The organism is Pseudomaricurvus alkylphenolicus, assembly GCF_011683955.1.
In the GTDB taxonomy this organism is placed as follows: Bacteria; Pseudomonadota; Gammaproteobacteria; order Pseudomonadales; family Cellvibrionaceae; genus Pseudomaricurvus; species Pseudomaricurvus alkylphenolicus.
Genome location: NZ_JAAQPI010000003.1, coordinates 129,905 through 155,003 on the forward strand (window position 1 = coordinate 129,905; position 25,099 = coordinate 155,003).

The 25,099-nt window shown below is 55.5% G+C and carries 24 protein-coding genes; 9 read left to right on the forward strand and 15 right to left on the reverse strand.

The annotated features are described in order from the left end of the window. Positions 1-2: 2 nt before the first annotated feature. The 9 genes from HBA55_RS09380 to tilS form a co-directional block, all read right to left on the reverse strand. Positions 3-797 carry a sulfite exporter TauE/SafE family protein gene (locus HBA55_RS09380; protein ID WP_166989790.1) on the reverse strand — a complete coding sequence of 265 codons (795 nt, stop codon included), beginning with the start codon at positions 795-797 and terminating at the stop codon, positions 3-5. Further along, positions 794-1,348, reverse strand: a complete 555-nt coding sequence (locus HBA55_RS09385; protein ID WP_166989792.1) for a rhodanese-like domain-containing protein — start codon at positions 1,346-1,348, stop codon at positions 794-796. Before HBA55_RS09385 ends, HBA55_RS09380 begins: the two co-directional genes overlap by 4 nt. A gap of 136 nt (positions 1,349-1,484) precedes the next feature. Then, entirely contained in the window at positions 1,485-1,961 is a 477-nt protein-coding gene (gene ispF / locus HBA55_RS09390) for a 2-C-methyl-D-erythritol 2,4-cyclodiphosphate synthase (protein ID WP_206019692.1), read from the reverse strand. 53 nt (positions 1,962-2,014) lie between these two features. Beyond that, the gene (gene ispD, locus HBA55_RS09395) at positions 2,015-2,719 is read right to left on the reverse strand and encodes a 2-C-methyl-D-erythritol 4-phosphate cytidylyltransferase (protein ID WP_166989794.1); all 705 of its coding nucleotides are present in this window, start codon (positions 2,717-2,719) and stop codon (positions 2,015-2,017) included. Next, a complete protein-coding gene (gene ftsB / locus HBA55_RS09400) occupies positions 2,719-3,000 on the reverse strand; it encodes a cell division protein FtsB (RefSeq protein ID WP_166989796.1) in 282 nt (93 codons plus the stop codon). The genes ispD and ftsB overlap by 1 nt, the downstream gene beginning before the upstream one ends. Before the next feature lie 126 nt (positions 3,001-3,126). Then, a complete protein-coding gene (eno, locus tag HBA55_RS09405) occupies positions 3,127-4,419 on the reverse strand; it encodes a phosphopyruvate hydratase (RefSeq protein ID WP_166989798.1) in 1,293 nt (430 codons plus the stop codon). 37 nt (positions 4,420-4,456) lie between these two features. Then, positions 4,457-5,308 (reverse strand): 3-deoxy-8-phosphooctulonate synthase, encoded by an 852-nt coding sequence (kdsA, locus tag HBA55_RS09410; protein WP_166989800.1) that lies wholly within the window; start codon positions 5,306-5,308, stop codon positions 4,457-4,459. Between the two features lie 7 nt (positions 5,309-5,315). Continuing rightward, on the reverse strand, positions 5,316-6,941 hold the full coding sequence (locus HBA55_RS09415; protein WP_166989802.1) for a CTP synthase: 1,626 nt from the start codon (positions 6,939-6,941) through the stop codon (positions 5,316-5,318). Between the two features lie 132 nt (positions 6,942-7,073). Further along, entirely contained in the window at positions 7,074-8,450 is a 1,377-nt protein-coding gene (gene tilS, locus HBA55_RS09420; RefSeq protein WP_166989804.1) for a tRNA lysidine(34) synthetase TilS, read from the reverse strand. A gap of 95 nt (positions 8,451-8,545) precedes the next feature. Here tilS and HBA55_RS09425 point away from each other — a divergent pair, with 95 nt between their 5' ends. From HBA55_RS09425 to HBA55_RS09440, 4 genes are read left to right on the forward strand one after another with little or no spacing between them, the layout of a single operon-like run. Beyond that, on the forward strand, positions 8,546-10,501 hold the full coding sequence (locus HBA55_RS09425; RefSeq protein WP_166989806.1) for a S9 family peptidase: 1,956 nt from the start codon (positions 8,546-8,548) through the stop codon (positions 10,499-10,501). Next, a complete protein-coding gene (greB, locus tag HBA55_RS09430) occupies positions 10,501-11,022 on the forward strand; it encodes a transcription elongation factor GreB (RefSeq protein WP_166989808.1) in 522 nt (173 codons plus the stop codon). Before HBA55_RS09425 ends, greB begins: the two co-directional genes overlap by 1 nt. 31 nt (positions 11,023-11,053) lie before the next feature. Further along, positions 11,054-11,575 (forward strand): 6-pyruvoyl trahydropterin synthase family protein, encoded by a 522-nt coding sequence (locus HBA55_RS09435; RefSeq protein ID WP_338109387.1) that lies wholly within the window; start codon positions 11,054-11,056, stop codon positions 11,573-11,575. A 17-nt stretch (positions 11,576-11,592) separates the two neighbouring features. Then, positions 11,593-12,360, forward strand: a complete 768-nt coding sequence (locus tag HBA55_RS09440; protein ID WP_166989812.1) for a queuosine precursor transporter — start codon at positions 11,593-11,595, stop codon at positions 12,358-12,360. Here HBA55_RS09440 and HBA55_RS09445 read toward each other — a convergent pair whose 3' ends face one another. From HBA55_RS09445 to HBA55_RS09460, 4 genes are all read right to left on the reverse strand, one after another. After that, positions 12,361-13,095, reverse strand: a complete 735-nt coding sequence (locus HBA55_RS09445; protein ID WP_166989814.1) for an SDR family NAD(P)-dependent oxidoreductase — start codon at positions 13,093-13,095, stop codon at positions 12,361-12,363. Positions 13,096-13,169: 74 nt separating this feature from the next. Next, a complete protein-coding gene (locus HBA55_RS09450; RefSeq protein WP_240946016.1) occupies positions 13,170-15,470 on the reverse strand; it encodes a CHASE2 domain-containing protein in 2,301 nt (766 codons plus the stop codon). 36 nt (positions 15,471-15,506) lie between these two features. After that, on the reverse strand, positions 15,507-16,838 hold the full coding sequence (locus HBA55_RS09455; RefSeq protein ID WP_166989818.1) for a FecR domain-containing protein: 1,332 nt from the start codon (positions 16,836-16,838) through the stop codon (positions 15,507-15,509). A gap of 36 nt (positions 16,839-16,874) precedes the next feature. Then, positions 16,875-17,558, reverse strand: coding sequence for a response regulator (locus HBA55_RS09460; RefSeq protein WP_166989820.1), 684 nt, complete (start codon positions 17,556-17,558; stop codon positions 16,875-16,877). A gap of 198 nt (positions 17,559-17,756) precedes the next feature. Between HBA55_RS09460 and HBA55_RS09465 the strand changes: the two genes are divergently transcribed. The 3 genes from HBA55_RS09465 to HBA55_RS09475 all read left to right on the forward strand — a co-directional run bounded on the left by HBA55_RS09465 (position 17,757) and on the right by HBA55_RS09475 (position 19,049). Further along, on the forward strand, positions 17,757-18,080 hold the full coding sequence (locus tag HBA55_RS09465; protein WP_166989822.1) for a hypothetical protein: 324 nt from the start codon (positions 17,757-17,759) through the stop codon (positions 18,078-18,080). Between the two features lie 142 nt (positions 18,081-18,222). Continuing rightward, positions 18,223-18,747 (forward strand): protein tyrosine phosphatase family protein, encoded by a 525-nt coding sequence (locus HBA55_RS09470; protein WP_166989824.1) that lies wholly within the window; start codon positions 18,223-18,225, stop codon positions 18,745-18,747. After that, the gene (locus HBA55_RS09475; protein ID WP_166989826.1) at positions 18,747-19,049 is read left to right on the forward strand and encodes an ArsR/SmtB family transcription factor; all 303 of its coding nucleotides are present in this window, start codon (positions 18,747-18,749) and stop codon (positions 19,047-19,049) included. Before HBA55_RS09470 ends, HBA55_RS09475 begins: the two co-directional genes overlap by 1 nt. 63 nt (positions 19,050-19,112) lie before the next feature. On the opposite strand, the gene HBA55_RS09480 is transcribed toward HBA55_RS09475, so the two are convergent. Beyond that, on the reverse strand, positions 19,113-19,892 hold the full coding sequence (locus HBA55_RS09480) for an enoyl-CoA hydratase/isomerase family protein (protein WP_166989828.1): 780 nt from the start codon (positions 19,890-19,892) through the stop codon (positions 19,113-19,115). 279 nt (positions 19,893-20,171) lie between these two features. Here HBA55_RS09480 and HBA55_RS09485 point away from each other — a divergent pair, with 279 nt between their 5' ends. Together HBA55_RS09485 and HBA55_RS09490 are read left to right on the forward strand one after the other, a co-directional pair. After that, positions 20,172-20,837 (forward strand): PaaI family thioesterase, encoded by a 666-nt coding sequence (locus HBA55_RS09485; RefSeq protein ID WP_166989830.1) that lies wholly within the window; start codon positions 20,172-20,174, stop codon positions 20,835-20,837. Then, the gene (locus HBA55_RS09490; RefSeq protein WP_166989832.1) at positions 20,827-21,975 is read left to right on the forward strand and encodes a dienelactone hydrolase family protein; all 1,149 of its coding nucleotides are present in this window, start codon (positions 20,827-20,829) and stop codon (positions 21,973-21,975) included. Before HBA55_RS09485 ends, HBA55_RS09490 begins: the two co-directional genes overlap by 11 nt. Positions 21,976-22,509: 534 nt before the next feature. Here the strand turns inward: HBA55_RS09490 and HBA55_RS09495 are convergent. Next, positions 22,510-24,810, reverse strand: a complete 2,301-nt coding sequence (locus tag HBA55_RS09495) for a TonB-dependent receptor (RefSeq protein WP_166989834.1) — start codon at positions 24,808-24,810, stop codon at positions 22,510-22,512. Positions 24,811-25,099 lie beyond the last annotated feature (289 nt).

Genomic DNA, 25,099 nt, shown 5'->3' on the forward strand with positions numbered 1-25,099 from the left:
ACTTAAATCCACCACAGCAAAGGCACGGTAGCCAATAGCATAATTGCAAAGACTCTTTGCAATACGGCACCTGCCAACCGGCGCCCAAGCAAACCACCCAAACTCATGCCGAGCATTCCACCCAGGGAGGTCTGGGCCAGCAATGTGGTATCGAGCCCCGGATGCAACCACCAGTGCGCGGCGAATCCCGACAGACTGACGCAAGCAATAACCAACAACGAACTGGTGACCGCCTGCGCCATCGTCAGCCCGACAACCAGGGTCAAAATCGGCACGATGACAAATCCGCCGCCAACCCCCAGCAACCCCGAAAGCACCCCCGTCGCCATACCGGCGACAATCGCCTGCACCAATATGGGCGAGGGCCAGAAACCATTGGAGGCCAAGAGAGGCGGTGTTTGACTCCAATCCACTGCCCCTTCGGCTCGAATCTCAGTTGTTGACGAAGGCTCGGCGGCATCGCGCCACAAACGGCTGGACACCCACACCGCCAGCAGGGAAAAGCCGCCCAACAACACCATCACCGGCACATATCCCGCCAGCCAGCGCCCCAATGGCGCGAGAACAACGCCTCCCACCAAAATAATAGACACCGGCAGCCAGACAATGCCGACTCCTCGTCGTTGAATGACGCCCAACATCGCACTTACCGCGACCGCCCCCAACGCTATACCGGTCGCCTGCACCAGCGGCAACCCCAACAGCAAGCCCAGCAGAGGCACCGCAAACAGGGAACCGCCCGCCCCCGTCAGCCCCAGGACCAGGCCAATAACCAGACCGACCAACAGCGCCGTCAACTGTTATTCCAGGGCATTCGCGCCAGCAGCAACCCCATGGCACAGGTATCGGTGACACCCGCAAACACCAATCCGGCACCTACAAAAGCGGACAGACCCATCGCCCAGGGACTCACCGTGGCCGCCAACACCACGCCCAGCAGCACTAACGCTCCCGCAGCAATCCTTACCTGCCGTTCCAACGACATCATTGGCTTCTCCGCACGCTCCAGCCATTCCTCCGGCAACGCCTCTACACCACCGGCGACTACGCACAGGGGATTGCCAATCCGGCCGGCCAGGCGCTGTGCGGCCATTTCGGCCCGCTTGCCGGCCTGACACATCAAGTATAGGGTCTCATCCGGTCCGATGCCCCGCGTCTTTAAACGCACCTCCAGTGTCTCTGCAGACAACTGTTGCAGCGGCAGGCACTCACTGCCCCGACAGCGCTCGCCGGCAAATTCAGCCACAGTACGGACATCCAAACACATAGTGACCTGCTGCTGGCTTAATCGCTGGACAAATTCCCTGGAAGATATGGATTCTGGAGCACTGGAGAGAGCGACATTCATGGCAAATCTCTGAATTAATGTGAATGCTCTACATTATATTAGGTTTTACTAATTTATCAATATCTAATGTTCTAGCCGATATACGTTCGGCGCGAACCGCCTGAGGCAGCGCGCAAAACAGATCATCACATGGGATTTAAGAACAGGATTCCAGCAGCACCACGGCGTGGGCGGCTATACCCTCTTTACGCCCGGTAAAACCCAACCGCTCTGTGGTCGTCGCCTTAACATTAACCTGGTTCACATCGGCCTCCAGATCCGAGGCAATATTGACCACCATGGACTCTATGTGCGGTGCCATCCTCGGCGCCTGGGCAACAACGGTCATATCCGCGTTTGCCAGTCGATATCCAAGAGCACTGACTTTGGCAAAAACCATTCGCAGCAGATCACGGCTATTGGCGTTGCGATAGCTGGGGTCGTTATCGGGAAAGTGTTTGCCGATGTCACCTTGAGCCACGGCTCCCAGAAGGGCGTCACAGAGCGCGTGCAGCAGAACATCGCCATCGGAATGTGCCACCAGACCGTGGGTGTGAGGGATCACCACACCACCGATAACAATCTTATCGCCGCCGCCAAAGGCGTGAACGTCGTAACCGTGACCAATTCGCAAAATCGTTTCTCCTGAGTAGCGGTTAGATTTTAGGCCAGCAAATTATAGTTGGGTTATGGGGATGCTTGCAGCTTCAGGGTCAATTCCGCCAGCGGCAGGTCTTCAGGACGGGTGATTTTTATATTGTCGCGCCGGCCTTCAACCATCAGAGGTTTGTAACCTGCGGATTCAACGGCAGAGGCTTCATCGGTGATATTAAGCCCCTTTTGCAGAGCCTGACTTAAGGCATCAGATAAAACGCCGTAGCGGAACGCCTGTGGGGTTTGGGCCTGCCAGAGGACGCTGCGATCAACAGTTGCTTCGATGCTACTGTCATCGCTGACCCGTTTGAGAGTATCGCTGACCGGTACGCCGAGAATACCACCGGCGGGATGGTGTTTAATGTCATGGCGTAAATTCTGGATATCGTCCAGAGCCACACAGGGACGGGCAGCATCGTGGACAAGCACCCAATCATCGGGCTTCACTTCGTTTTGTAAAGACTTGAGGCCATTGAGTACCGAATCGCAGCGCTCATTGCCACCCTCAACGGTTTTGACCAAGGGGTTTTGGACCGCCGGCAAACGCTGCCAGTAAGTGTCCTCGGCGCCGAGCACTAATACCACACCTCTCAGATCTGGCAGCTTTAGCAACCGTTCCAGTGTATGTTCAAGGATCGTTTTACCGTTGATTTCGAGGTATTGCTTGGGTTTATTGGCCCCCATACGGGCACCCACACCAGCTGCCGGAATAACTACCCAGCAATCGGAAAGCTCCATCAACGCTCCTCAGGCTCCACTACCATAAACAGAGTCTCCCCGGGCTTAATCATGCCAAGGTCCTCCCGGGCCCTCTCCTCAACCGCATCCAGCCCGGATTTTAGCCCCTCAACCTCGGCGGCCAAAACCCGATTGCGCTCCCGCAAGCGCTCATTCTCTGTCCGCTGGGTTTCAATCTCCCCGGACAGTCGCACCACCTCAGCCAGACTACCCTCACCCACCCACAACCGGTACTGCAGACCGGCCAAAAGGATCACAAGGATAGGAATCAACCATTTCATAGGAGATAGCGGTAATTTGCCGAAGGATCAGATAAAAGATACGGCTGATGGTAAAACACTTGCCGTCAAAAACAAAACAGGCCGGCAATGCCGGCCTGTTTTGTCAGGTGCAGGAAGACTCAAATCTTAGGATTTGAACTCCGCAATGCCGCGGTAAGGCGCATTATCGGTACCCAACTCAGCTTCGATACGCAGCAGACGGTTGTATTTGGCTACGCGGTCAGAACGGCACAGAGAACCGGTCTTGATCTGACCGGCGGCAGTGGCCACAGCCAGGTCAGCAATAGTGGTGTCTTCGGTTTCACCGGAGCGGTGAGAAATAACCGCGGTGTAACCGGCGTCTTTGGCCATCTTGATAGCATCCAGAGTCTCAGACAGAGAACCAATCTGGTTGAACTTGATCAGGATAGAGTTACCCACACCCTTCTCGATACCTTCTTTCAGGATCTTGGTGTTGGTTACGAACAGATCATCACCAACCAGCTGTACCTTGTCACCCAGCTTTTCAGTCTGGTACTTCCAGCCATCCCAGTCAGACTCGTCCTGACCGTCTTCGATGGAGATAATGGGGTACTGGTCACACAGCTCCGCCAGGAAGTCACTGAAACCTTCAGAGGTGTATACCTTACCTTCGCCGGACAGATCGTACTTACCATCCTTGTAGAACTCGGAAGAGGCACAGTCCAGAGCCAGGGTAACGTCGTCGCCCAACTTGTAGCCCGCCTGCTCGGTGGCTTCTTTGATCACCGCCAGAGCGTCAGCGTTGGAGGCCAGGTCAGGGGCGAAGCCACCTTCGTCACCAACAGCAGTATTCAGGCCCTTACCACTCAGTACCTTCTTCAAGGCGTGGAAGATTTCAGCACCCACCTGCAGAGCTTCAGAGAAAGTCTTGGCGCCGATGGGCTGTACCATAAACTCCTGGATGTCGACATTGTTGTCGGCGTGCTCACCACCGTTGATGATATTCATCATCGGCACAGGCATGGAGTACTGGCCGGAAGTGCCATTGATGTCCGCAATGTGCTGGTACAGGGGAATATTCTTGTCTGCCGCAGCAGCCTTGGCGGCGGCCAGGGAAACGGCAAGAATGGCGTTGGCACCAAAGTTGGCCTTGTTGTCAGTGCCGTCGGCGTCGATCATGGCCTGATCCAAAGCCCGCTGATCAGCCGCGTCTTTGCCCACCAGCAGATTCTTGATGGTGGTGTTTACGTTCTCAACGGCCTTCAGGACACCCTTGCCCAGGTAGCGGCTCTTGTCACCGTCACGCAGCTCCAGCGCTTCGCGAGAACCGGTTGATGCCCCGGAAGGCGCACAGGCGGAGCCGACAACACCGGATTCCAGAATCACGTCGGCATTGACGGTGGGGTTACCACGAGAGTCCAGCACCTCGTAGGCTTTTACATCAACAATCTTACTCATTTCGAGACTATCTCCGTTAGGATGTTTTAAATAGCTGTTAACTAATGTCCAACGCCGGCAGGGATTTGATCAGGTCATCGACCGCCTTCATCTCCGCCAGGAAGGGTTCCAACTTCGCCAGCGGCAGGGCGCTGGGTCCGTCGCATTTGGCCTGGTCCGGATCTGGGTGCGCCTCCAGAAACAAACCCGCCAAACCTGTGGCCATGCCTGCACGACCGAGCTCCGCCGTCTGCTGACGACGACCGCCGGAGGCCGCACCCATGGGGTCGCGACACTGCAGGGCATGGGTAACATCAAAGATCAGCGGCGCACCGCCACTGACTTCTTTCATGGTGCGAAAGCCGAGCATATCCACCACCAGGTTATCGTAACCAAAGCAGCTGCCGCGCTCACACAGCATCACTTGCTCGTTACCGCACTCGGCAAACTTTTCAACAATATTCTTCATTTGCCCGGCGCTGAGAAACTGGGGCTTTTTAATATTGATCACCGCACCGGTTTTGGCCATGGCCTCCACCAGATCGGTCTGGCGTGCCAGAAACGCCGGCAATTGGATCACATCGACAACATCAGCCACCGGCTGACACTGATGGATCTCGTGAACATCGGTAATCACCGGCACTTTAAAGGTCTGCTTGATCTCGTCAAAGATCTTTAGACCTTCCTCCATGCCCGGACCACGATAGGAGTGCACGGAAGAACGATTGGCCTTATCGAAAGACGCCTTAAACACGTAAGGAATGCCCAGTTTGGTCGTCACCTCCGCATAGTGTTCTGCCACTTGCATGGCCAGATCACGGGATTCCAACACATTCATGCCGCCAAACAGAGTAAATGGCCGGTCGTTGGCCACTTGCACATCCTCTACCGCGATCGTTTTACTCAGCATCGGGGCATCAATCCTTTTTGTTGTTCACTGCCGCCTGAACATAGCTGGTAAACAGCTTGTGTCCATCGCGGGGGGTGGAGGTGAATTCCGGGTGGAACTGACAGGCCACAAACCAGGGGTGATCTTCCAGTTCAACCATCTCCACCAGGTTGTCATCCGCAGACCAGCCACCGATTTTCAGGCCGGCCTTTTGCAGTTGATCAACATAATTGTTGTTGACTTCATAACGATGACGATGACGCTCGACGATCACGTCTTCACCGTAAACCTCACGGGCGCGGCTGCCCGGCACCAACCGACACTCCTGGCCACCGAGACGCATGGTGCCGCCCAGATCGGAGGCTTCATCGCGTTTCTCTACGTCACCGTCCGAAGTCACCCACTCGGTAATCAGACCGATCACCGGGTTTTTGGTCTGCTTGTCAAATTCGGTACTGTTGGCGTCTTTCAGACCCAGCACGTTACGGGCGAACTCGATCACAACAGACTGCATACCCAGGCAGATACCCAGATAAGGTATGTTGTTCTCACGCGCATATTTCACCGCGGTGAGCTTGCCTTCCAGACCACGCTCGCCAAAACCGCCGGGCACCAGAATGGCGTCGGCATCCTTGATCAGGGCCAGCCCCTGCTCTTCCACGTCCTCGGCATTGATATAGTTCACATTGACCTTGGTGCGAGTGTGAATGCCGGCGTGGGTCAGGGACTCATTGAGCGACTTGTAGGCGTCCAACAGCTCCATATACTTGCCCACCATGGCAATGGTGATCTCGTTTTCCGGATTCAGCTTGCCGTCCACCACGGCGGCCCACTCGGACAGGTCCGCTTCCGGAGCTTCCAGGCCAAAGTTCTCCAGCACGATCTGGTCGAGCTGGTAGTCCTTGAGCAGCTGGGGGATAGAGTAAATGGTCTTGGCGTCGGGCAGAGGCACAACCGCGCGCTCGTCAACGTTGGTAAACAGAGCAATCTTGCGGCGGGAGTCGACGTCCACCTCTTTCTCGGAACGGCACAACAGCACTTCCGGCTGCACCCCGATGGAGCGCAGCTCCTTCACCGAGTGCTGAGTGGGTTTGGTCTTGGTTTCGCCGGCAGTGGCAATATAGGGTACCAGCGTCAGGTGAATCCACTGAGCACGCTCGCGACCCAGCTCCACTTTCAGCTGGCGGGCGGCCTCAAGAAACGGCTGGGATTCAATATCACCCACGGTACCGCCGATTTCCACCAGGGCGATATCACAATCACGGCCACCTTCAAGCACACGACGCTTGATTTCGTCGGTGATATGCGGGATTACCTGTACAGTACCACCCAGATAATCGCCACGACGCTCTTTGCGCAACACGGTTTCGTAGACACGGCCCGTGGTAAAGTTGTTGCGGCGGCTCATTTTGGTACGAATAAAGCGCTCGTAGTGGCCCAAGTCCAGATCCGTCTCGGCGCCATCTTCGGTCACATAGACCTCGCCGTGCTGGAACGGGCTCATGGTGCCCGGGTCTACATTGATGTAGGGATCGAGCTTTAACACCGTTACTTTAAGGCCCCGGGCTTCCAGAATTGCGCCCAGTGAAGCCGAAGCGATGCCCTTGCCTAAAGAAGAAACAACACCACCAGTAACGAAGATATATCGCGTCATGAATAACCTTGCTGAATTAATGATCAAAATTGGGTTTGGGCGCCCCAGAATGTCGACTGAGTCCCAGCCGCGGGCGGCCCTCAAGATGGGACGCCAGTCTACCGGAAAGAGGCTTCTGTCTCAATCTTCTCTCTATTTATCCGACCGGTGTGCTGAGCCGTTGCGCGAGCAACTGAAAAGCGATTGCCAGTGCAACTGAAAACCGGTTTCCCCGGCTTCACACTGCCACCCTTTACAGGGCCATAAATGCCCCACTGCAACAGGTTCGCGTTCGGGATTACCCTGATTCAGCAGGATGGGGACCCGGTCCCGAAGCCAGGGTTCCACTTCGCTTTCCTGCAGCAGTTTTTTCAGCGTCTGGGAATGTTGGCGCCAGGCGGGGTGACAGCGCTCGCCGGGGAGACGGCGGCTGACTCTGAAGCCTTCTGCCGGCAATCTGAAGCCGCCCGATTGCACCGGCTCCAAGCTCAGAAGCCAGCCCCCCCATGCCAAGGGCTGCCTGCCGTCCCAGTCACAGTCTTCCGCGACCTTGTCAGGCAATGGAGCCAAGCGGTACAAACGCTCACGATAGCGCCGCAGCATGACTCCCCCAAAACTGACCTCGGCCTCACTGTCCGATCGTCCATTGAGCAACTGTTGCTCAAACTCGGCCAGGTGGGCCTCCTCTGGCAATGGAAGCCCCCGGGTGGTCAGCCAATGGCGCAACAGGTTACCCCGTCGGAAGCGACTCATCTGTCGCAAGGGCGCCATAGCCAGGCTCTCGCCAAGGCGCTCTTGCTGAGGTTCAGCCCTGTCCAGATCCGAGGCCGCCACCTCCATCATCAATTGCTCGGCCTCGGCGCAATGACGGGCACTGGTTGCAAAGCGTTTGGCAGCACCGGGCCAGCGCTGTTTAAGCGCGGGCATCACCCGGTGGCGGAGGTAGTTGCGGTCAAACTCGAGGCTGGCATTGCTGTCGTCATCAATCCAGGACAATTGGTGATGCCTGGCGTAGACCTCAAGCTGATGACGTGTCAATTCCAGCAAGGGGCGATATAACCTGGCCTTGCCCAATTCACGGCTGACAGCCATGGACGCCAGTCCCCGAGGGCCGCTGCCGCGGAGCAACCTGAGCAGCAGGGTTTCTGCCTGATCGTCCTGATGATGGGCCAGTAGCAACCCGTCCCCCGCTTCCAGCACCTTCTCAAAGGCAGTGTACCTGGCCTGGCGGGCTGCATCTTCAATACCGCTGCCCACGCTTTTCACCTGTACCTCAATGACGCGCAGCGGAATGCTCCAGCGTGTGCAGCACTCCAAACAGTGTTGCTGCCACGCTCCGGCCAGTTCAGATAAACCGTGGTTGATGTGCACAGCTTCTACGGGCGTTTTGGATGCAATCCCTTTGAGAAGATGCAGCAGAACCGTGGAATCCAGCCCGCCACTGTAGGCCACCACCCAGCGATTCACGTGGTCATGGGCACGCTCGAAATCGGCCAGCGTCTTAACCAGGGTGTTGTCAGTATCAATCATGCAAACAGCGACTATCAGGCCATGAGAAGTTTGCCGCCATTCTACCAGCTGAAATACAATGAACCCATTGCTAGAAGGAGCCACCCAACCTCACCATGACCACCATCCTCCCCTACGGCAGCTGGCCGTCCGATATTCACAGCGAAATGCTTACCCGCCAGAGCGTAAGGCTTGGCGAACCACGCCTCTACGGCGATGCCACCTACTGGGTTGAGTCACGCCCACAGGAACAGGGGCGCAGCGTGCTGATGTGCAAACGCCCGAATCAGAGTGCGCAGGAAGTCCTGCCCCGCCACTGCGATGTGCGCACCAAAGCCCACGAATATGGCGGCAGCAGCTACTGCGTGGATGGTGACGATGTCTACTTTGTGCAGTCGACGGATCAACGTGTCTATCGGGCAAGCGGCGACAGCGAGCCTGTTGCCATTACACCGGAGGGCCCCTGGCGCTATGCGGATTTCTGCCTGGATAGCGAGCGACAGCGTTTGCTGTGCCTGCGTGAGGATCACACATGCCAATCCGAGGGTATTGAGGAGACCAACCAGTTGGTGGCTATTGATATCAATGGTGCCAAACTACCCACGGTGATTGCTGAAGGTCACGACTTTTTCTCCAATCCCCGACTATCGCCGGATGGCAGTCAGCTCAGCTGGTTATGCTGGGACCACCCTTGCATGCCCTGGGACAGCAGCGAAGCCTGGCTCGCAGACATCGACGACAGTGGCATGCCCACTAACGCTTGCAAAGTAGCGGGCGGTGCGGGTGAGTCTATCTTTCAGCCCCAGTGGAGCCCCGGCGGTCAGCTTTATCTGGTGTCTGATCGCAACGACTGGTGGAATATTTACCGCCTCGGGGCTGAGGGCGAATTGGAACCGGTAGTCACCAAGGCCGCTGAGTTTGCCACGCCTCAGTGGGTGTTTGGTATGTCCACCTACGGCTTCCTCAGCGCCTCGGAAATCCTCGCCTGCTATACCCACGGTGGCCAGTGGCATTTGGCGACCATCGATACTGAATCCGGCACATTGATCGATATTGAATCACCCTTCTGTGATGTCGGCTCCATTCAATGTCTGTCCGGCCGCGCCGCGTTTCTGGCTGCCAGCCCTACCCGCACCACTGATCTGCTGGCTTTTGATGGCGCAGAGTTCCAGCGCCTTGCCAGTTCCAGTGGAGACCAACTGCCCGCCGAATTGATCAGCACCGCTCAGGCGATTACCTTTGACACCGGCAAGGGTGCCCAGGCTCACGGTTTTTACTATGCACCGCGCAACGGCGACATTTCAGGCCCGCAAGGAGGCACACCACCGCTGGTTGTGCTCTGCCACGGCGGCCCCACCGGCGCCACCGAAACAGGTCTTAATCTGAAAATCCAATACTGGACCAGCCGCGGCTTTGCGGTGATGGACGTCAATTACCGGGGCAGCACGGGATATGGACGCCACTACCGCGAACAGCTCAACCGCGCCTGGGGCCTGCACGATGTGGAAGATGTCTGCGCAGCGGCTGATCATTTGGTGGCACAAGGTTTGGCCAACCCCGATCAACTGGCGATCAAGGGCAGCAGCGCCGGCGGCTACACTGTGCTGGCCGCCCTGACCTTTAGCGATACCTTTAAAGCCGGCGCCAGCCTTTACGGTATCGGCGACCTGGAAACCCTGGCCTGCGACACCCACAAGTTTGAATCCCGCTACCTCGACAGTCTGGTGGGCGCCTATCCGGAAGAAAAAACGCTTTACCTGGAGCGCTCTCCGATTCACCACGCCGACCGGCTCAATTGCCCCGTCATCTTTTTCCAGGGGCTGGATGACAAGGTGGTTCCCCCCAACCAGGCGGAGTCCATGGTGTCTCTGCTGGACGAAAAACAGGTGCCCGTGGCCTACGTCCCCTTTGAAGGAGAAGGTCATGGTTTCCGCAAAGCCTCCAGTATCCAGCGCTGCCTGGAGGCGGAGTGGAGCTTTTACGGCCAGGTATTCGGTTTTGATGTACCCACCGAAATCAATCCCGTGGCTGTTCGCAACCTCAACCCATCACCCAATGGAGACGGCAGCTAATGGGCCGTTGGCGACCACCGCGCCGACGTGGTTCGGCTTATATTACGCCTGCGGGCGCCAGACGCCTGCAGGAAGAGCTTACCCATTTATGGAAAGTGGAGCGTCCTCAGGTCACCGATGTGGTTCACGAAGCCGCCAAGAATGGCGATCGTTCAGAAAACGGCGACTACATCTATGGCAAACGCCGGCTGCGGGAAATCGACAGTCGCGTACGCTTTTTAACCAAACGGCTGGATGAGCTGACCATTGTCGACCGCGTTCCCGACGACAAGGAGAAGGTCTTCTTCGGCGCTTACGTCACCCTGGTGGATGACGACGATGGAGAGACCACCTACCAGATCGTTGGGCCCGATGAATTTAATGTGAAAGAAGGCAAGCTGAGTATGGACTCACCGCTTGCCCGACAACTGCTTGGCAAGCGCCTGGACGACGAAGTCTACCTGCGCACGCCGGAGGGGGAACAGCGCTACGATATCGTCGAGATTGAGTATCGCAGCTATAAGCTGGACAATGACCCGTGAAAAGCAAGATATAAAAACATTCGAGGCCAAAGTGGAAGTACAAAACTCAAACAATACTGACAGACAACGACTGACCACCATCGATATCAGCAAGGAGTACCTGCACTTCTCCGCGGCTCATTTCACCGTGTTTTCCGCCACGGAGCGCGAGCGCCTGCACGGGCATAACTTTTTTGTCTCCGCCAGCGCCACCGCTCGTGTCGGTGACGATGGTATGTGCTTTGATTACAGTCTGCTGAAGAAAAAACTGGCCGTCCTTTGCCAAGACCTTGACGAGTACATGTTGCTGGCCAGGGACTGTCCCTACCACAGTATCGAGGACACCGGCAGTTGCTATGAAGTACACTTTAACGGTGAGGTGATCCCCTTTCCCAAAGCGGATACCCTGTTGCTGCCCGTTACCAATATCACTATCGAAGAGCTTTCCCATTACCTGCTGCAACAACTGCAAAGCGATCCCCTGTTCGGCGACAATCCGATGATTACGGAACTGGTCATGCGGGTATCATCAGGTCCCGGTCAATGGGGTTCCAGCCACTGGGTGCGATCCTGAAACAGGGAGATAATCAAATGGAAGCCACACTGAACCCAGCAACCGAGGCTGCGGTTGATGCCGACCTGCGCGAAAGGCGCGAGCGGGTGTTCCTGGTTTTGGCAGGCGTTTTCCTGTGCTCCATGACGCTGCTGAATGTGATCGGCATCAGCCGTTTTGTGCAGCTGGGGCCCCTGGCGCTGGCGGTTGGCGTGCTACCCTACCCGCTCACGTTTCTGTGCACGGATCTCATCTGCGAACTCTACGGCAAAAAACGCGCGAACTTTTTGGTCACCGTCGGGCTGTGCCTGAACTTCTTTATTTTGGGCTGTATGTATCTGGGGCAGCTGGTAGCGCCGGTAGATGCCTCCGCCATGCCGCCTTGGCAGGTACTGCATCTGGCCGCTGACGTGCCTTTGCCCGATGGCAGCACTGCATCAGGTTCCGTGGAACTGTTTGACCTGATGTACTCGCTGACCTCGGGAGCGGTATTTGCCTCGATGATGGCTTACACCGCCGCACAATATTGTGACGTAAAACTGTTTCACTTCTGGAAGCGGCTGACCAAAGGCCGTCACCTGTGGCTGCGCAACAACTTCAGCACCCTGATCAGCCAGGCCGTGGATTCCTTTATGGTGGTCAGCGTTACTTTTGGGGCCGTTTACCTCGCCGGCGGCATCACCACCCAACAGCTGCTGGTTTTGATGGGCAGTAATTACCTGTTTAAAATGACCTGTGCGCTGCTGGACACAGGCCCGTTTTATTACCTGACTTATAAGCTTAAACGCTACCTGCAGATGAACTGATCAGCGTTCGATCTGTCCCAGATTGGCGTGCATCACGGTGCCGTTGACCACAGGGTTGGTGGCGCAGAAATACAGTGTCCCGGCAATTTCATCGGTATTGATCAGACGGCCATAGGTGCAGATGCTGGCGATTTCCTTCAGCACCTCATCTGAATTACCCACATGCTCGCGCAGCATTTCTGTATCGGTAAAGCCTGGGCAGATACAGGCGGTATGTACCTGACGCCCCTGCAGATCCTGACAGGTGGCGCGCATCAAACCGACCAATGCATGTTTGGCACTCACATATGAGGCACAACCAGCCACGGCTTTTTCACTGAGCGTGGAGCCTACATAGATAATGGCAGAACCGGGAGTCAGGTGAGGATTTACCAGCCGGTTCAAGGTCGCCGGTGCCACCACATTAACATCAAAAGACCGACGCATGGCTTCAGCATCCACCTCCATGGCGGAATCATTCACGTGCAGCCCGGCATTGTGTACCAGTACCAGCTGCTCAGCACCAGCGATTTCGGCCTCCAGAGCCGCGCCTATCTGCTGAGACCAATGCGGCTGGGTAAAGTCAGCCTCCAGGCTGATACAACCGGACAGGGGCGATGGCTTGCGCGAAATATTGATGACCTTGTAGCCCTGCTGCTGAAACCGCTTCAGCGTCGCCAGGCCAATGCCGGTGCGCCCGCCGGTGACAATGGCCACTTTTGTTGATCCGGTCGCAGTTGATCCGCTGGCACTCATGACTCTACCCCTATTAAAATCCGATGAGCGCGCAGTTATAGCCCTGTTGGCGTTGCTTAACAAGCCCCTGGACCCTAATTGTCCAACTCACTCTCGTCACATGCGGGCAGCGCCAAAATAAACCGGCTGCCTTTGCCTGGCTGACTCTCGACAGTGACCCGGCCCTGATGCCGTCTTGCCACCGTCGCCACAAAGTGAAGCCCCAATCCCGCGCCTTTTTCTTGCTGGTGTTTTTTTGATCGGGTAAAACGGTCGAACAGGGTGGGCAGATCTTCACTGGCGATGCCTTTACCCTGATCCGACACCTGCAATAGCATCTGCTTGCCCTTGCGCTGCAGTGACAATTCAATCTCTGTCAGAGGCATACTGTATTTGACGGCATTGGAAATCAGGTTTAACAGTGCCCGCTCCAGCATGTCCTGCTCGCCCATCACCCAGGCGTCTTCGTCCGTGCGCTCGCACCTGAGTTGAATCTGTTTGCTGCGGGCGAGCGCCATGCCCTGCATCTGAGCCGCATCCAGAACCGCGTGTAGATCACACAGACGCAATTGTGACGGCTGCAGCGACTGGGCACGACTCAGGTGCAGGAAGCTCTCGGCGTAATTAAGGTTTTTGCTGACAAGCAGCTCGATATCGTTAAGGGCCTGTTCCGGTGAAGGCGGATCATCCGACCGCTGCATGCCAACAATAGCCAGTACAGACACCAGTGGCGAACGCAGATCGTGAGACAGAAAGTTCAGCGCTTCCATACGGGCTTTTTCGGCCGCCTTGAGTTCGCTGACGTCCGTTACCGTAATGATCAAGGTGTCGGGTTCGCGGTTCTCCAGACTGATAAGAGCCGCCTGCACAAACAGGTCCCGGTCCTCCTGCTTCGCCTGCAGAGACAACGCCTGTTGCTTTTGCAGAAGTTCACGCAACAATTCGCTCCAACTGCGATTGTTGGCCGGTTCCAGGGTCGCCAGCCAATGCAACAGGCCCGGTTCTACCTCTGTTCCGGATTCCTCAAAGAGGTTCTCCTCCGCATCTGATTTTATCACCGGCGCCAAAAGTCCTTTCGCCGCGCTATTGATCAGAAGAGTCTTGCCACTGAGGTCCGCAATAATGACGGCATCCTGAAGGTTTTCCAGGCTTTGTTCTATTAAACGGCGATCTTTCCTGGCCTGATGCTGGGCCTGGTTCAATCGGTGCACCGTTCGCTCCACCAATTCTGTACCGGCAATCGTTGCAGGCAGATTCACCGGGGACAGCTCCCGCAACTCCCGCCGCAGATAAGCCAACGCCACCTCCAGTCGCAACCAACTCCAAAGGGGATAAAACAGTAACAGAGCTATTACCATGGGGCTGACGGGCAACCAGATACCAAAACCGAGCTGCAGTATCGTATTGGCAAAAAGAATGACCGCCAAAGAGCCCAGTGTCGCCAACAGAAACGCCGCCGGACTCAAGTGCCCCAGCATGACCACCAACAACAGCACCGCCACTGCACAAATCCAGGTAACGGTGGTTTGAGCGGGGCGTACTATAGTCAGCTCATGACTCAGCGCCTGATAGCTCCAGGCATTGAGCTCTACCCCCGGCATAGACCCCACCGAAGTGGTAAACAGGTCTCCCAGACCAGCAGCAGTCGCTCCCACAAAGACGATTTTGCCTTCAAATCCCGTTACCCGTCCTTCAAGCACGTCCACAAACGAGTGGTGAACAATACCCTGATGAGAACCGGGCATTGGCAGCCAGTTGTGAAAATCCCTGGCAATAAGGTGAGGATCATTGGAATTCTCAACGACCCTGTCCCTCACCCCTTTTGGAGCTTCACTGGAACCGGAGACCAATTGATGCAGTGCATAGGAGAGATGTGGCCAATAGGGATTTCCCAGGCCCTCCTTGAGATAGAGACTGCGCACCACGCCATCGGTATCCGGCGCCACATGCACATGACCAATCGCAGCGGCCGCCTGATAAAACCGGGATGCAGGCACCACTTCCATCACCTGCCCCTGACGCCCCAATTGCTCCAGATAGAGAGGCAAGATAACCCGGCCGTGCTCAGATAGAGCTCTGGCAAACGCCAGGTCTCCCGCTGGGTTTCTGGTATCAGCGTCTGCAAAGATCACATCAAACACAACCGCCCGAGCCTCACTCAGGCGATACAATAATTCGGCATGATGTTCTCTGGACCAGGGCCAGCGGCCCAGCGACTGCAGGCTTTTCTCGTCGATCTCAACGATCACCAAATCGTCGGGCGGCGGCAGCGCACTGATCTGTTGAACCAGGTCAAACCAGAGCCAGTCCAGTGCTCGCGTAAGCCTTTGCGAACTCATCAAAGCCACCAACAGCGTCAGTGCCACTCCCAGCGCCAACAGAGAGCGGCGCTGCATCAAAAACCTGGTTACACCTCCCATCATCCCAGGGTGCTACCAGAGGACAACGATAATCAGAGTGTAGATCGCTGCGACAATCCAGTCGTAGTTGCCGGGTTGCCATGGCAACGCATTGGAAAATTCGGTTTGCTGCCCTTCCTCACCTATGGCACTGACGCGAACATACAACGCCTGCTTGGACTCTAGCGAAAGGCTTGTAGCCGACTGGGTTTCATCCCGCAGCAGCTGCGTAAATTCAGCATCGGTGGCCACCTGCACCCGGTATGAAACGGCAGTGGGCACCGCCGCCCAAGTCAGGGTGGCGGCATGACGCCCTTGCTTTTGCCAAAGGCCGGGATTGAGCACCGGGGCTACCAGCGGCTGCGCAATGCAAAACGTTTGAGAGGCCGCCAGACCCAGCAGTTCATCGGCATCAATAGCGCGCAGGCGCAGGCGATAACACCCGGGTTGAATCTGATCAATAATAGCTCGGGGTAGCGTCGGGGTGAGCTTTTTCAGTAGCTCCTCCCCTTCATTGTCATTAAGCAACTCCAGTTGATAACGGCTGGCACCTTCGAGGGCCTCCCAGGTGACGGTGGCGGGAGCCAACCTGGGTGCGTCACTGGAAGTAAACCTAGGTGCGGGCAATAACGGTTTGGGGTTTTCGAGCGGTTGGTCCTCGCGGGCGGTAATGCCGTAACCGGCAGCCACCGACTGTACCAGTTTGTCTGCCTTAACCTCGACCAAGCCTTCGAACACTTCGCCCCGCATCACGCCTTTGTCACCCTCGGTGCTCGCACTGACCCGGTACTCCGTACCTCGCACAGCCGCCACCGCCGTGGGTGTGGTGATTCGAAATCGGGTTGCCGGCGTGCGCGGAATCACACGGGTTTTGACGGCGCCCTGATTCAGGCGCAGCTGGCTGTCCACGATGCCCTTGCCGATGTGTGTGGTCATCGCATCGAGCGACAATTGGGAATCGGGTTCCAACTGCAAGCTGCTGCCGTCTCCAAATCGCAGGTTAACGTGCCCGGCCGCTGTTTCCACCACAGCGCCAATGGGCAGCTTGTCGCCGACCCGGACCGCTCTGGTTTGGCCGGATTCCCGCACGCTTACCGTACCGGACACAAAGGTAACCTCAACGGGTTTCGGTTGGACTCTCAGCCAGCTGACGGGAATTCGCAGAATTTGACCGGGAGGCATCACGTAGGGGTTTTTAATCTGATTCATGCCCGGCAAGAGCATCCAGCAACTGCGTTTGTTGGTGTACTTCAGGCACACATCCCAGATGGTGTCGTCAGGTCTCACGCTATAAAGCCACTCGGCACTCTGTGCTGGCGCCAGCATGATTAGCTGCAGGCTAATCGCAGCGATCAATCGCTTCATCGGAAGGTTCCTTAATCCGCTCCTTGTCCCCTACCCCTATTCCACGGGCTCCAAACGGTATCCGTGCTGATAGATAGTGGTGATACAATACCCCATGTCCGGATTGATTTTTAGCGTGCGGCGAACCTTGCTCACATGAACATCCACCGTGCGGGTGTTCAGGGCAGCGTTAACTCCCCAGATCTGTTTTAACAAATACTCCCGCGACAACACTCTGCCGGGGTTGCTCAGGAATTCAACGGCGAGGGCAAACTCCTTCTGGGTTAACTTCACCGCCTCACCGTTGACCTCGGCACTCAAGCGCTGAGTATCAATGGTGATAGGCCCCAGCGTCAGAACATCATCGGGTGAGCGAATACCGGCTCGCCGCCTGAGCGCTTCCAGCCTGGCAGCCAGTTCCATAGGTCGCAGGGGTTTAACCAGGTAATCGTCAGCCCCCGCCGCCAGCGCGCTGACCACGTCCTCCTCGCTATCTCTCTGGGTGGCGAACAACACCGGAAAACTGAACTGATCCTGCTGCCGCAGCTGCTTGAGCACCTCCAGTCCCGATGTGTCCGGCAATTCCCAGTCCAGGATCACCATATCGAATGGTTGCTCGTAGCAGCACTGCAAAAAAGTATCGCCACGATCCGAGTGAACCACCTCGTGGCCGGATTCCTGCAACCACTGACACACCAGATCGGCCTGTTGCTGGTCATCTTCCAAAAGCGCAATCTTCACACCGCCCCCCGCAGTTTCCTGGATTCCTTATTGTACGTACCGTTTTGCCATCAGCTTGGATTTGAGCAGTTGCAAGGGCTCCAGCGCAAGCCCCCAGCGGTAAAAATTATGTAAGAAAACGTTTTACAGCCTTTTACAAACAGCTGGCGGAGCTTTTGATACATTGATACTGAAAGCAAGACCGAGGTCGAAAAGGATATGCGACTGATACCGATGGACAACAACCTGGATAAAGCACTTTACTCGTTACGAATGCAGGTGGAAATTGCGCAACATGTCTGTTTCCGCCCGAGCCAGGAACTCGATGACATCATGGCGCTGTTAAAACTCTCCTCCAGCTCTCAGCATCCGCTGGTACGTTCCGCACATAATCGCTTTGTGCGCTTGCTGAGCCGGGAACAGCTTTCCTGCTTTGCCGCTCTGGGCCTCAACCTGAAAGCCGGCATGCTCAGCGATGCGGCCCTGAGAGGTGATCTGACGGCCAACTACAGCGACGGTAACGGCAAGCGCAGCAAGGGCTAACCCTGAGCCCGCCCGGGCTTTAAACCGGGCTTTTGCAGACAGGGACGTCTGACTTTGTGGCATTGGACTGATAACGCAGCATAGACAACTACATTAGAATTACCTAATATAATCTCTTTGCGGTCATTATGAGAGGTTTACGATGCGGTCACAGATAACTTCAAACGGCCATCTGTTAGCGCTATTGGCATTGCTGTCTCTGGCGGTACAATCCAGTACGATTATTGCCCAAGAAGTGCTTGCGGACCGGATTGTAAACTTCAAAACCTTTGACCAACGGCTCTCCACCTCCGGAAAACTTCGCTCAGGTGCCCTGCCTCTGTTGCAACAACAGGGATTTAAAACCATCCTGGACCTGCGCACCCCCAAAGAAGGCACTGCGCAAGAGCAACGTGATGCCGAAGCTCTGGGTCTGAGCTATATCAATATTCCGGTTTCCCGTTCGCTTCCCTCCCAACAAACCCTGGCAAAAATCCGAAATCTGCTCGACAATAGCGACGCTCCCATTCTGATGCATTGCGGTTCCGGCAGCCGCGTGGGTATGGTGTGGAGTCTGTTGCGCCTGCAGGCCGGAGACAGTTTAAAAGATGCCCTCGATCAGGGGCGCAAGATGGGTATGAATTCGACAATGGAAGCCAAAGTGCTAGAGAAAACCCAAATCGACTGATGGCGACAATGGAACAAATGGCGGCCCACGCGGGCGAAGCGGCCCAATTGATGAAAAGCCTGGGTAATGAGCATCGCCTGATGGTGCTCTGCACCCTCATTGACGGCGAGCTGTCAGTGGGTGAACTCAACGACCTGGTGCCGCTCAGTCAATCGTCTCTGTCACAGCACCTGGCGGCACTGCGCAAGGCAGAACTGGTGGATACCCGCCGGGAATCCCAAACCATTTTTTACCGCCTGAAGGGCGACAACGCCATTCGGGTTATCGCCGTACTCAAAGAAATTTTCTGCCCGGATCAGTAACCTGAAACCGAGGTTCGCTGCATTAATCCGCAGTCCAAGTTTGGAACACCAGGCAACTGAACACTAACGACGCCCCTTAAACTCGGCGCGGCGCTTTTCCAGAAACGCGTTAATACCCTCCTGACCATCCTCGCCGCCGGCATTGGATGCAATCATTTCTGCCTCCAACGCCATCTGGCTCTCCAGGCTCTCGGTGGAGGAACGCTGAATCAGCTGTTTGACGCTGCCGAATGCCTTGGAAGGTCCCGCTGCCAGCTGTTGGGCCAGTTTTTTTCCGGCTTCCAGCTCGGTGCCCGCTTCCACCACCTGGTTGACCAAACCCCACTCCAGTGCCTCTTGTGCGCCAACTTTACGGTTGGTGATCAGCATCTCCTTGGCTCTGCGCTCGCCAATCAGACGTGGCAGAAAATAGCTCGAAGAGCCGTCGGGTGACAATCCGGCAGCGGTATAAGCGCCGCTAAAACTGGCTTTCTCAGAGGCGATCACAAAATCACACTGGACAGCGAAACTCATTCCGGCACCTGCGGCAGCCCCTTGAACAACACAGATGGTGGGTTTATCCATGCGATTAAACAGTGAGATGGCACTGTGCAGATAAACGGTCAATTCCTTGATGGCCGCGCCGATATCAGTGCCTGACTCGGCAAAATAGGCAAGATCCCCACCCGCACTGAACAATTTTTGATCGCTACTGATCAAAACCGCGCGGATGTCATCGTTTTTGTCGCACTCCATGGCAATTTCCAGCAATTCCTTCATAAACGGCAAATGCATGGCAACGCGCTTAATGGTGATATGAGCGACTTGTTGGTCTATTTCCAGGGACAAGTGTTGGTACGTCATGTTAACTCCAGGGTTCGCTGTACTCTGGGCTCAAACCCCGGAACTCTGGTGGCTCTTGGGGGCAATAGGTTGCCGGATTGTAAGTGATCTGCGCGGTTGCAGGCCAGTCTGGAGCGGTCAAGATTGTTTCAGGATGTCCGATTATGTGTGTCTGCTTTGCGTATCACCAAATTTTCCTCCTACAAACGGACGATCAATCATCACAATTTTGAATATGAATTCAATATCAACTGTGATAGCTTCATAACCACCAGTAACAACTTTCCGGCAGGACCATCCATGCAAGCCAACACACACAACCGCGACAGCCAGGCCACGGACCAACAACGCAGAGCGCTGCGACGGGTGAACGACGCACTGCGATCGCTTATCCGTCAGAAAATGCGTCTGGATGCCCCTGCCGAGCATCTGGATGAATTGGCGGGTCATCTGGAACAGTTGGCAGCCAACAACAGTCCTTATGTTATTGGACGCGCACTGGAGTATTACAAGCCAGACCACGGCGGCGATATCAACGCCGTGCAGCCCTACAGCCCCATCAGCGGCCTCTACAATCCCATTGCGCCGATCTGGAATTACCAACTTCAATCGGACCGCCTGACGGTGGAACTGACCCTGGATGACGTGTACGAGGGGCCACCCAACTGCATTCACGGGGGCATTATCGCCGGGGTTTTTGATCAACTGTTGGCCATGTTCAGCACCACCCAGGGGGTAGCGGGTCCGACGCTGTACCTGAATGTCCAATACCTTAAACCCACACCGCTTTATCAGCCCCTGCGCTTTGAGGCCTTTATAGAGCGTATTGAGGGCAAGAAAGTGTTCACCATAGGGCAATGCCGATTGGGGGACGAAGTACTTTCCAAGGCCGAAGCTCTTTTTATCAATCAATTAATGACTGCACCTGCTGAATCGACTGGAGAGAAAACCCTGCATGAAACTTAAGCCTATTGCCCTGGCCTTTTCCGGTTTACTGTTCGCCGGCGTGGGAGTCGGCGTTTACCATGTGCAGACCGAGTACGGCGGTATTGGCCTGCCCTGGGTAAACTCCCTCGATCTTCCTCCATTCCCGGATTACCCGAAGCCACAGACCACACTCAATGAAACCCAGCGAGGCGAAATCTATTTCGAGTCCAAAAGCCCCTATGACTTTAGCGTGCTGCTCAACCGGTTTGAGCGGGCACCTGCGACCACAGGCAAAGGTGTCCTGCATCTGCCGGAAGCGGCCAGCGCAAGCAATCCTGTACCTGCGATGATTATTCTTCATGGCAGCGGTGGTCTGGCAGAGGGTCGTGAAGACCGCTACGCCAAACTCTACACAGATAACGGCTATGCGGCTTTTGTACTGGATTACTACGAACCTCGGGGCGCCACACCGGAGCTGCCCTATCACCTGAAAGTGTTAACCACCACAGAAAGCGATTTACTGGTCGATGCCTATTCAGCCCTGAAACTGCTCAATACTCACCCCGCCATTGACGCTGAACGAATTGGAGTAACAGGCTATTCCTACGGCGGTATGGCGAGCCGTTACGCCATGGACCCGCGCATCAAAGCCATTGTGGCGCCTGACGTGCCACCCTTTGCCGTGCACGTTGATACCTACGGCCCCTGCCATCAGAATATGGGCAAAGCCGGTTCCACGGGCGGTGCTTATCTGGCATTGAAAGGCGATCAGGATGCGAGCATCGACCTGGATGTTTGCCGGCAGGTAGAGACCGAATTAAAAGCTTATGGCAGCCACGTGGAATCCCATGTGTTTGCAGGTGCAGGTCATGCCTGGGAAAATGCCTCCCCTCGTCGCCTGTCTGAATCCAGCCCCTATGTCAGTGAGTGTCGCTTTTCGTTTGATGATCAGGGCTTTCCCACCGTTGACGGCGAAGCCGTATCAACGCCACCTGCCGATGCCAGTCGGGGCGAGCGGGCACTGGCCCGCGCCATGATTCTGCTCGATGTGCCCCACTGCATTAAACGCGGTTATATTGTTGGCCGCGACGACGATACCGATCGTCGCGCCAAAGTCGTGCTGTTGGATTTTCTCGAACGCCACCTCAAGGGCGACTACCAGGCCAGCACCCAATAAAGCGCTAGGCGTTTAAAACACCGCCAGATACTGTCGTCCCAGCAATGGCTGGGGCGACACCATTGCCACCAATGCCATCCACAGAGTGATGAATATTATCCAGGGTGATTTGGAAATCACACTCTTGCCAATATTGACCATCAAGCGGTAGAAAGCGACGTCGTCATCGGCGGCATGTGTCGACAGCTCGATGGCATAGTGCGTTCATTGTGCTGATGATCCGGAGCGAGGCCACCGTCGGTAACGGTGGCTCTGACGTTGGAGGTTCCCTATTAGCGCCAGAGGTCGGGAACAAATCGGACAAATGCCGGGGGGGAGCGAACAGATTGGAGGTCTGAAACAGAGCGCGACCCAAGGCCGCGCATCGGAGAAATCTAGTGTCGTGAGTCTGAAGTTCGTTGAATTAATTTCAAAGCCAAAAACTGGAGAACAAGGCGGCTGGACGCAGGCGTAGTGGTGCTACGTCAAGTTCAGCCAACGCCGTTATCCAATTTTTGGCGAAGGAATTTTTCAACGAACTTCGGATTCACGACACTAAAATTCGTAAATCACATCAACCCCCACCGAGCGGGGATCGCCCCAGGTGTAACCGCGATAAAAGCTGAAATTGGCACCATGGAAACGATACTCTTCATCCGTAAGATTACGGGCCCAGGCCGCCACTCGCAGACTGCCCTTACCCAGCTCCAGTTCCTCCAGGCCGATGCGGGCATTCAGCAGAGTGCGGGAATCAATGGCCGTGTCCGGATCATTAAACGAAGTACGTGAAGAGCCGGTATAGGTGGCGTCCAAGCGCATCACTAACTGGCCAAAACTCAGGGGGGCAAAGCTATATTCCAGCCCCAGTGTCGCAGTGTCGCGCGGGCTGGACTGGGTCTTGGTGGCATCGTCAAAATCCACATCCAGATAACCGGCGGAGACGTTAAGCATCAGGCCCTCCGCCAACACGGCAACGGCATCCAATTCCAGACCGGTGGTGGTGGATTCACCGGAGTTAAAACTGCGGCGTATACCACCTACAAAGTCGGTCACCTGCAGGTTGGTGTTGTCGTTGTAAAAGGTTGCCAGATTAATGCGCAGGCGGTTATTCAACAGAGTGGACTTCATGCCCAGCTCCCAGGACAACACCTCCTCCGGATCGACCGGTGTCAGTGCCGCAGAGGTGTCCGCGGGGAAACTCGCGCGACCAATCGTTCCCGGGTTAAACAACCCCGACGCGTAACCCTCGGACACTTTCGCGTAAAGGCTGATATCGTTGTTGAGCTGATAATTGGCCGTCAGCGCAGCGGTGAACTTACTCCAGTCTTCAGACTCTGAGTGGTCCTGCAATAAACCAGGATCTTCCGACAGTAACGTCAGTGTTTTCTCATCCTTGGAATAACGCAGTCCCAGGGTAACCGACAGTTGCTCGTCGACATCGTAGGTGAATTGACCAAACAACGCTTCAGATTTGCTTTCAATCTTGTAAAAGCTGCCGATATTGAGAGACAAGGCGGCAAATGGCGAAGCCATTGGGTTGTAAATAGTGATCTGCCAGGGGTTAAGCTCTTTGCCGTCTTCCTCAAAATAATACAGACCCACCACATAATTCAGCCGCTCTTCCAGGGCGGAACCGATGGCCTGGAACTCCTGCGAAAACTGCTGCTGGGATTTTTGGTTACTGCTGTTAAAGATGTAGACCGGCGCCATCTGAATTGGAAACAAGGGGGCCTGATAATTCTGCGCCGGATCCAGAGCTATACCGGTATAGGCCACACCATCGGTGTCCAATGATTCGACGATTGCCTCATAGTGCCGATAAGCGCTGATGGACTTCAGCTCTACGTCACCCATCACCCAACTCAGCGTCAAATTGTGCCCCTGAATATCCACATGTTCGGCACCCACCGAGTCCATATTAAAGGTATCAAGTCGTTTGTCCGGTTCTGCCACGGCGGCCATGGCGGCGAATGGATTGCCGGCAATACCGGCACCGGTAACGGTATCAATGGTCAAACCGATGGGTGCATCGGCGGGCACGATCACATCCGACAACTGATTCGGTGCCGCCACGGCTTCGCCATTGGTTTTATCGAATGAGTAGCTGGCACTGAAATTGTCCGAGGGCTGCCACAAGAGGGCAACGCGATAGGCATCGGTTTTTTCGCTGCCCAGTTCCGATTCGGTGTGCGGATGAATGTTCTTGGCCCAACCGTCGTAGGCTTTATGGGCATAAGTCAACTTGGCGCTGACACCACCCAACTCCGGGGTATCGATGGTGCTCACGGATTTAAACAAACCGTCACTGCCTGTGGTCAATTGCTGCTTGAAACCCAACTCACCGCGAGGTTTGGCGGTGATCATATTCACAGCACCACCGGTGGTGTTCTTGCCCCACAAAGTGCCCTGAGGGCCACGCAAGACCTCCACCCGCTCCAGATCAACAATGTCAAATACCGCTCCTGAATTTCGGGCCATGTAGACGCCATCCAGGTACACACCCACCTTGGGATCCACCGCCAGTGAAGGCTCCGCGGTACCCATGCCGCGGATGTTCATTCGTACATTGTATTTGCTGCCCAGTGAACGGGTCATGGTGACGTTTGGGGTATATTCGGCAATGTCTATCACGCTGGTAGCGCCAAGACTCTCCAGGCTGCTGGCATCAAATGCTGAAATCGCAATAGGCGTATCCTGCAGAGAGGTAGCGCGTTTTTGTGCGGTTACGATTATCTCTTCGATGGCCAATTCACTGGCCGTTTCAGCTGAAGCGTTCACTCCGGTGAATATCATGGCGGCGGATGTGATCGCGGCTGCGATTGGGAGTAAGTCAAAACTCTCGGTGTTCTTGCTCATAGTGACAACCCATATGTTTATTGTGATATGACGAAATCCAGTTAATTGACGCACCGCTTGGCGGTCGTCGTATCACCGATTTGAGCCCTCCTCCCAAAGGGTTCTCACCAAGTGACGGGTCTCTCAGTTGATCGATATAGCCTCGACCGGTAAGAATACGGAATTAATCCATACCCCCCGAAATTGAAAATGATTTCAACTTCAAAATAATACTAGTACAAAGTTGAATTCATTTTCAACATTTTTTTAGCAAAACGGGATATTAGCCGACAAAAACCTGTAAGCGATT

Coding starts and splice junctions, on each gene's coding strand:
- HBA55_RS09385 (WP_166989792.1), bottom strand. CDS start 1,348: ATGAATGTCGCTCTCTCCAGTGCTCCAGAATCCATATCTTCCAGGGAA.
- ispD (WP_166989794.1), bottom strand. CDS start 2,719: ATGGAGCTTTCCGATTGCTGGGTAGTTATTCCGGCAGCTGGTGTGGGT.
- ftsB (WP_166989796.1), bottom strand. CDS start 3,000: ATGAAATGGTTGATTCCTATCCTTGTGATCCTTTTGGCCGGTCTGCAG.
- eno (WP_166989798.1), bottom strand. CDS start 4,419: ATGAGTAAGATTGTTGATGTAAAAGCCTACGAGGTGCTGGACTCTCGT.
- kdsA (WP_166989800.1), bottom strand. CDS start 5,308: ATGCTGAGTAAAACGATCGCGGTAGAGGATGTGCAAGTGGCCAACGAC.
- HBA55_RS09415 (WP_166989802.1), bottom strand. CDS start 6,941: ATGACGCGATATATCTTCGTTACTGGTGGTGTTGTTTCTTCTTTAGGC.
- tilS (WP_166989804.1), bottom strand. CDS start 8,450: ATGATTGATACTGACAACACCCTGGTTAAGACGCTGGCCGATTTCGAG.
- HBA55_RS09425 (WP_166989806.1), top strand. CDS start 8,546: ATGACCACCATCCTCCCCTACGGCAGCTGGCCGTCCGATATTCACAGC.
- greB (WP_166989808.1), top strand. CDS start 10,501: ATGGGCCGTTGGCGACCACCGCGCCGACGTGGTTCGGCTTATATTACG.
- HBA55_RS09440 (WP_166989812.1), top strand. CDS start 11,593: ATGGAAGCCACACTGAACCCAGCAACCGAGGCTGCGGTTGATGCCGAC.
- HBA55_RS09445 (WP_166989814.1), bottom strand. CDS start 13,095: ATGAGTGCCAGCGGATCAACTGCGACCGGATCAACAAAAGTGGCCATT.
- HBA55_RS09450 (WP_240946016.1), bottom strand. CDS start 15,470: ATGCAGCGCCGCTCTCTGTTGGCGCTGGGAGTGGCACTGACGCTGTTG.
- HBA55_RS09455 (WP_166989818.1), bottom strand. CDS start 16,838: ATGAAGCGATTGATCGCTGCGATTAGCCTGCAGCTAATCATGCTGGCG.
- HBA55_RS09465 (WP_166989822.1), top strand. CDS start 17,757: ATGCGACTGATACCGATGGACAACAACCTGGATAAAGCACTTTACTCG.
- HBA55_RS09470 (WP_166989824.1), top strand. CDS start 18,223: ATGCGGTCACAGATAACTTCAAACGGCCATCTGTTAGCGCTATTGGCA.
- HBA55_RS09475 (WP_166989826.1), top strand. CDS start 18,747: ATGGCGACAATGGAACAAATGGCGGCCCACGCGGGCGAAGCGGCCCAA.
- HBA55_RS09480 (WP_166989828.1), bottom strand. CDS start 19,892: ATGACGTACCAACACTTGTCCCTGGAAATAGACCAACAAGTCGCTCAT.
- HBA55_RS09485 (WP_166989830.1), top strand. CDS start 20,172: ATGCAAGCCAACACACACAACCGCGACAGCCAGGCCACGGACCAACAA.
- HBA55_RS09490 (WP_166989832.1), top strand. CDS start 20,827: ATGAAACTTAAGCCTATTGCCCTGGCCTTTTCCGGTTTACTGTTCGCC.
- HBA55_RS09495 (WP_166989834.1), bottom strand. CDS start 24,810: ATGAGCAAGAACACCGAGAGTTTTGACTTACTCCCAATCGCAGCCGCG.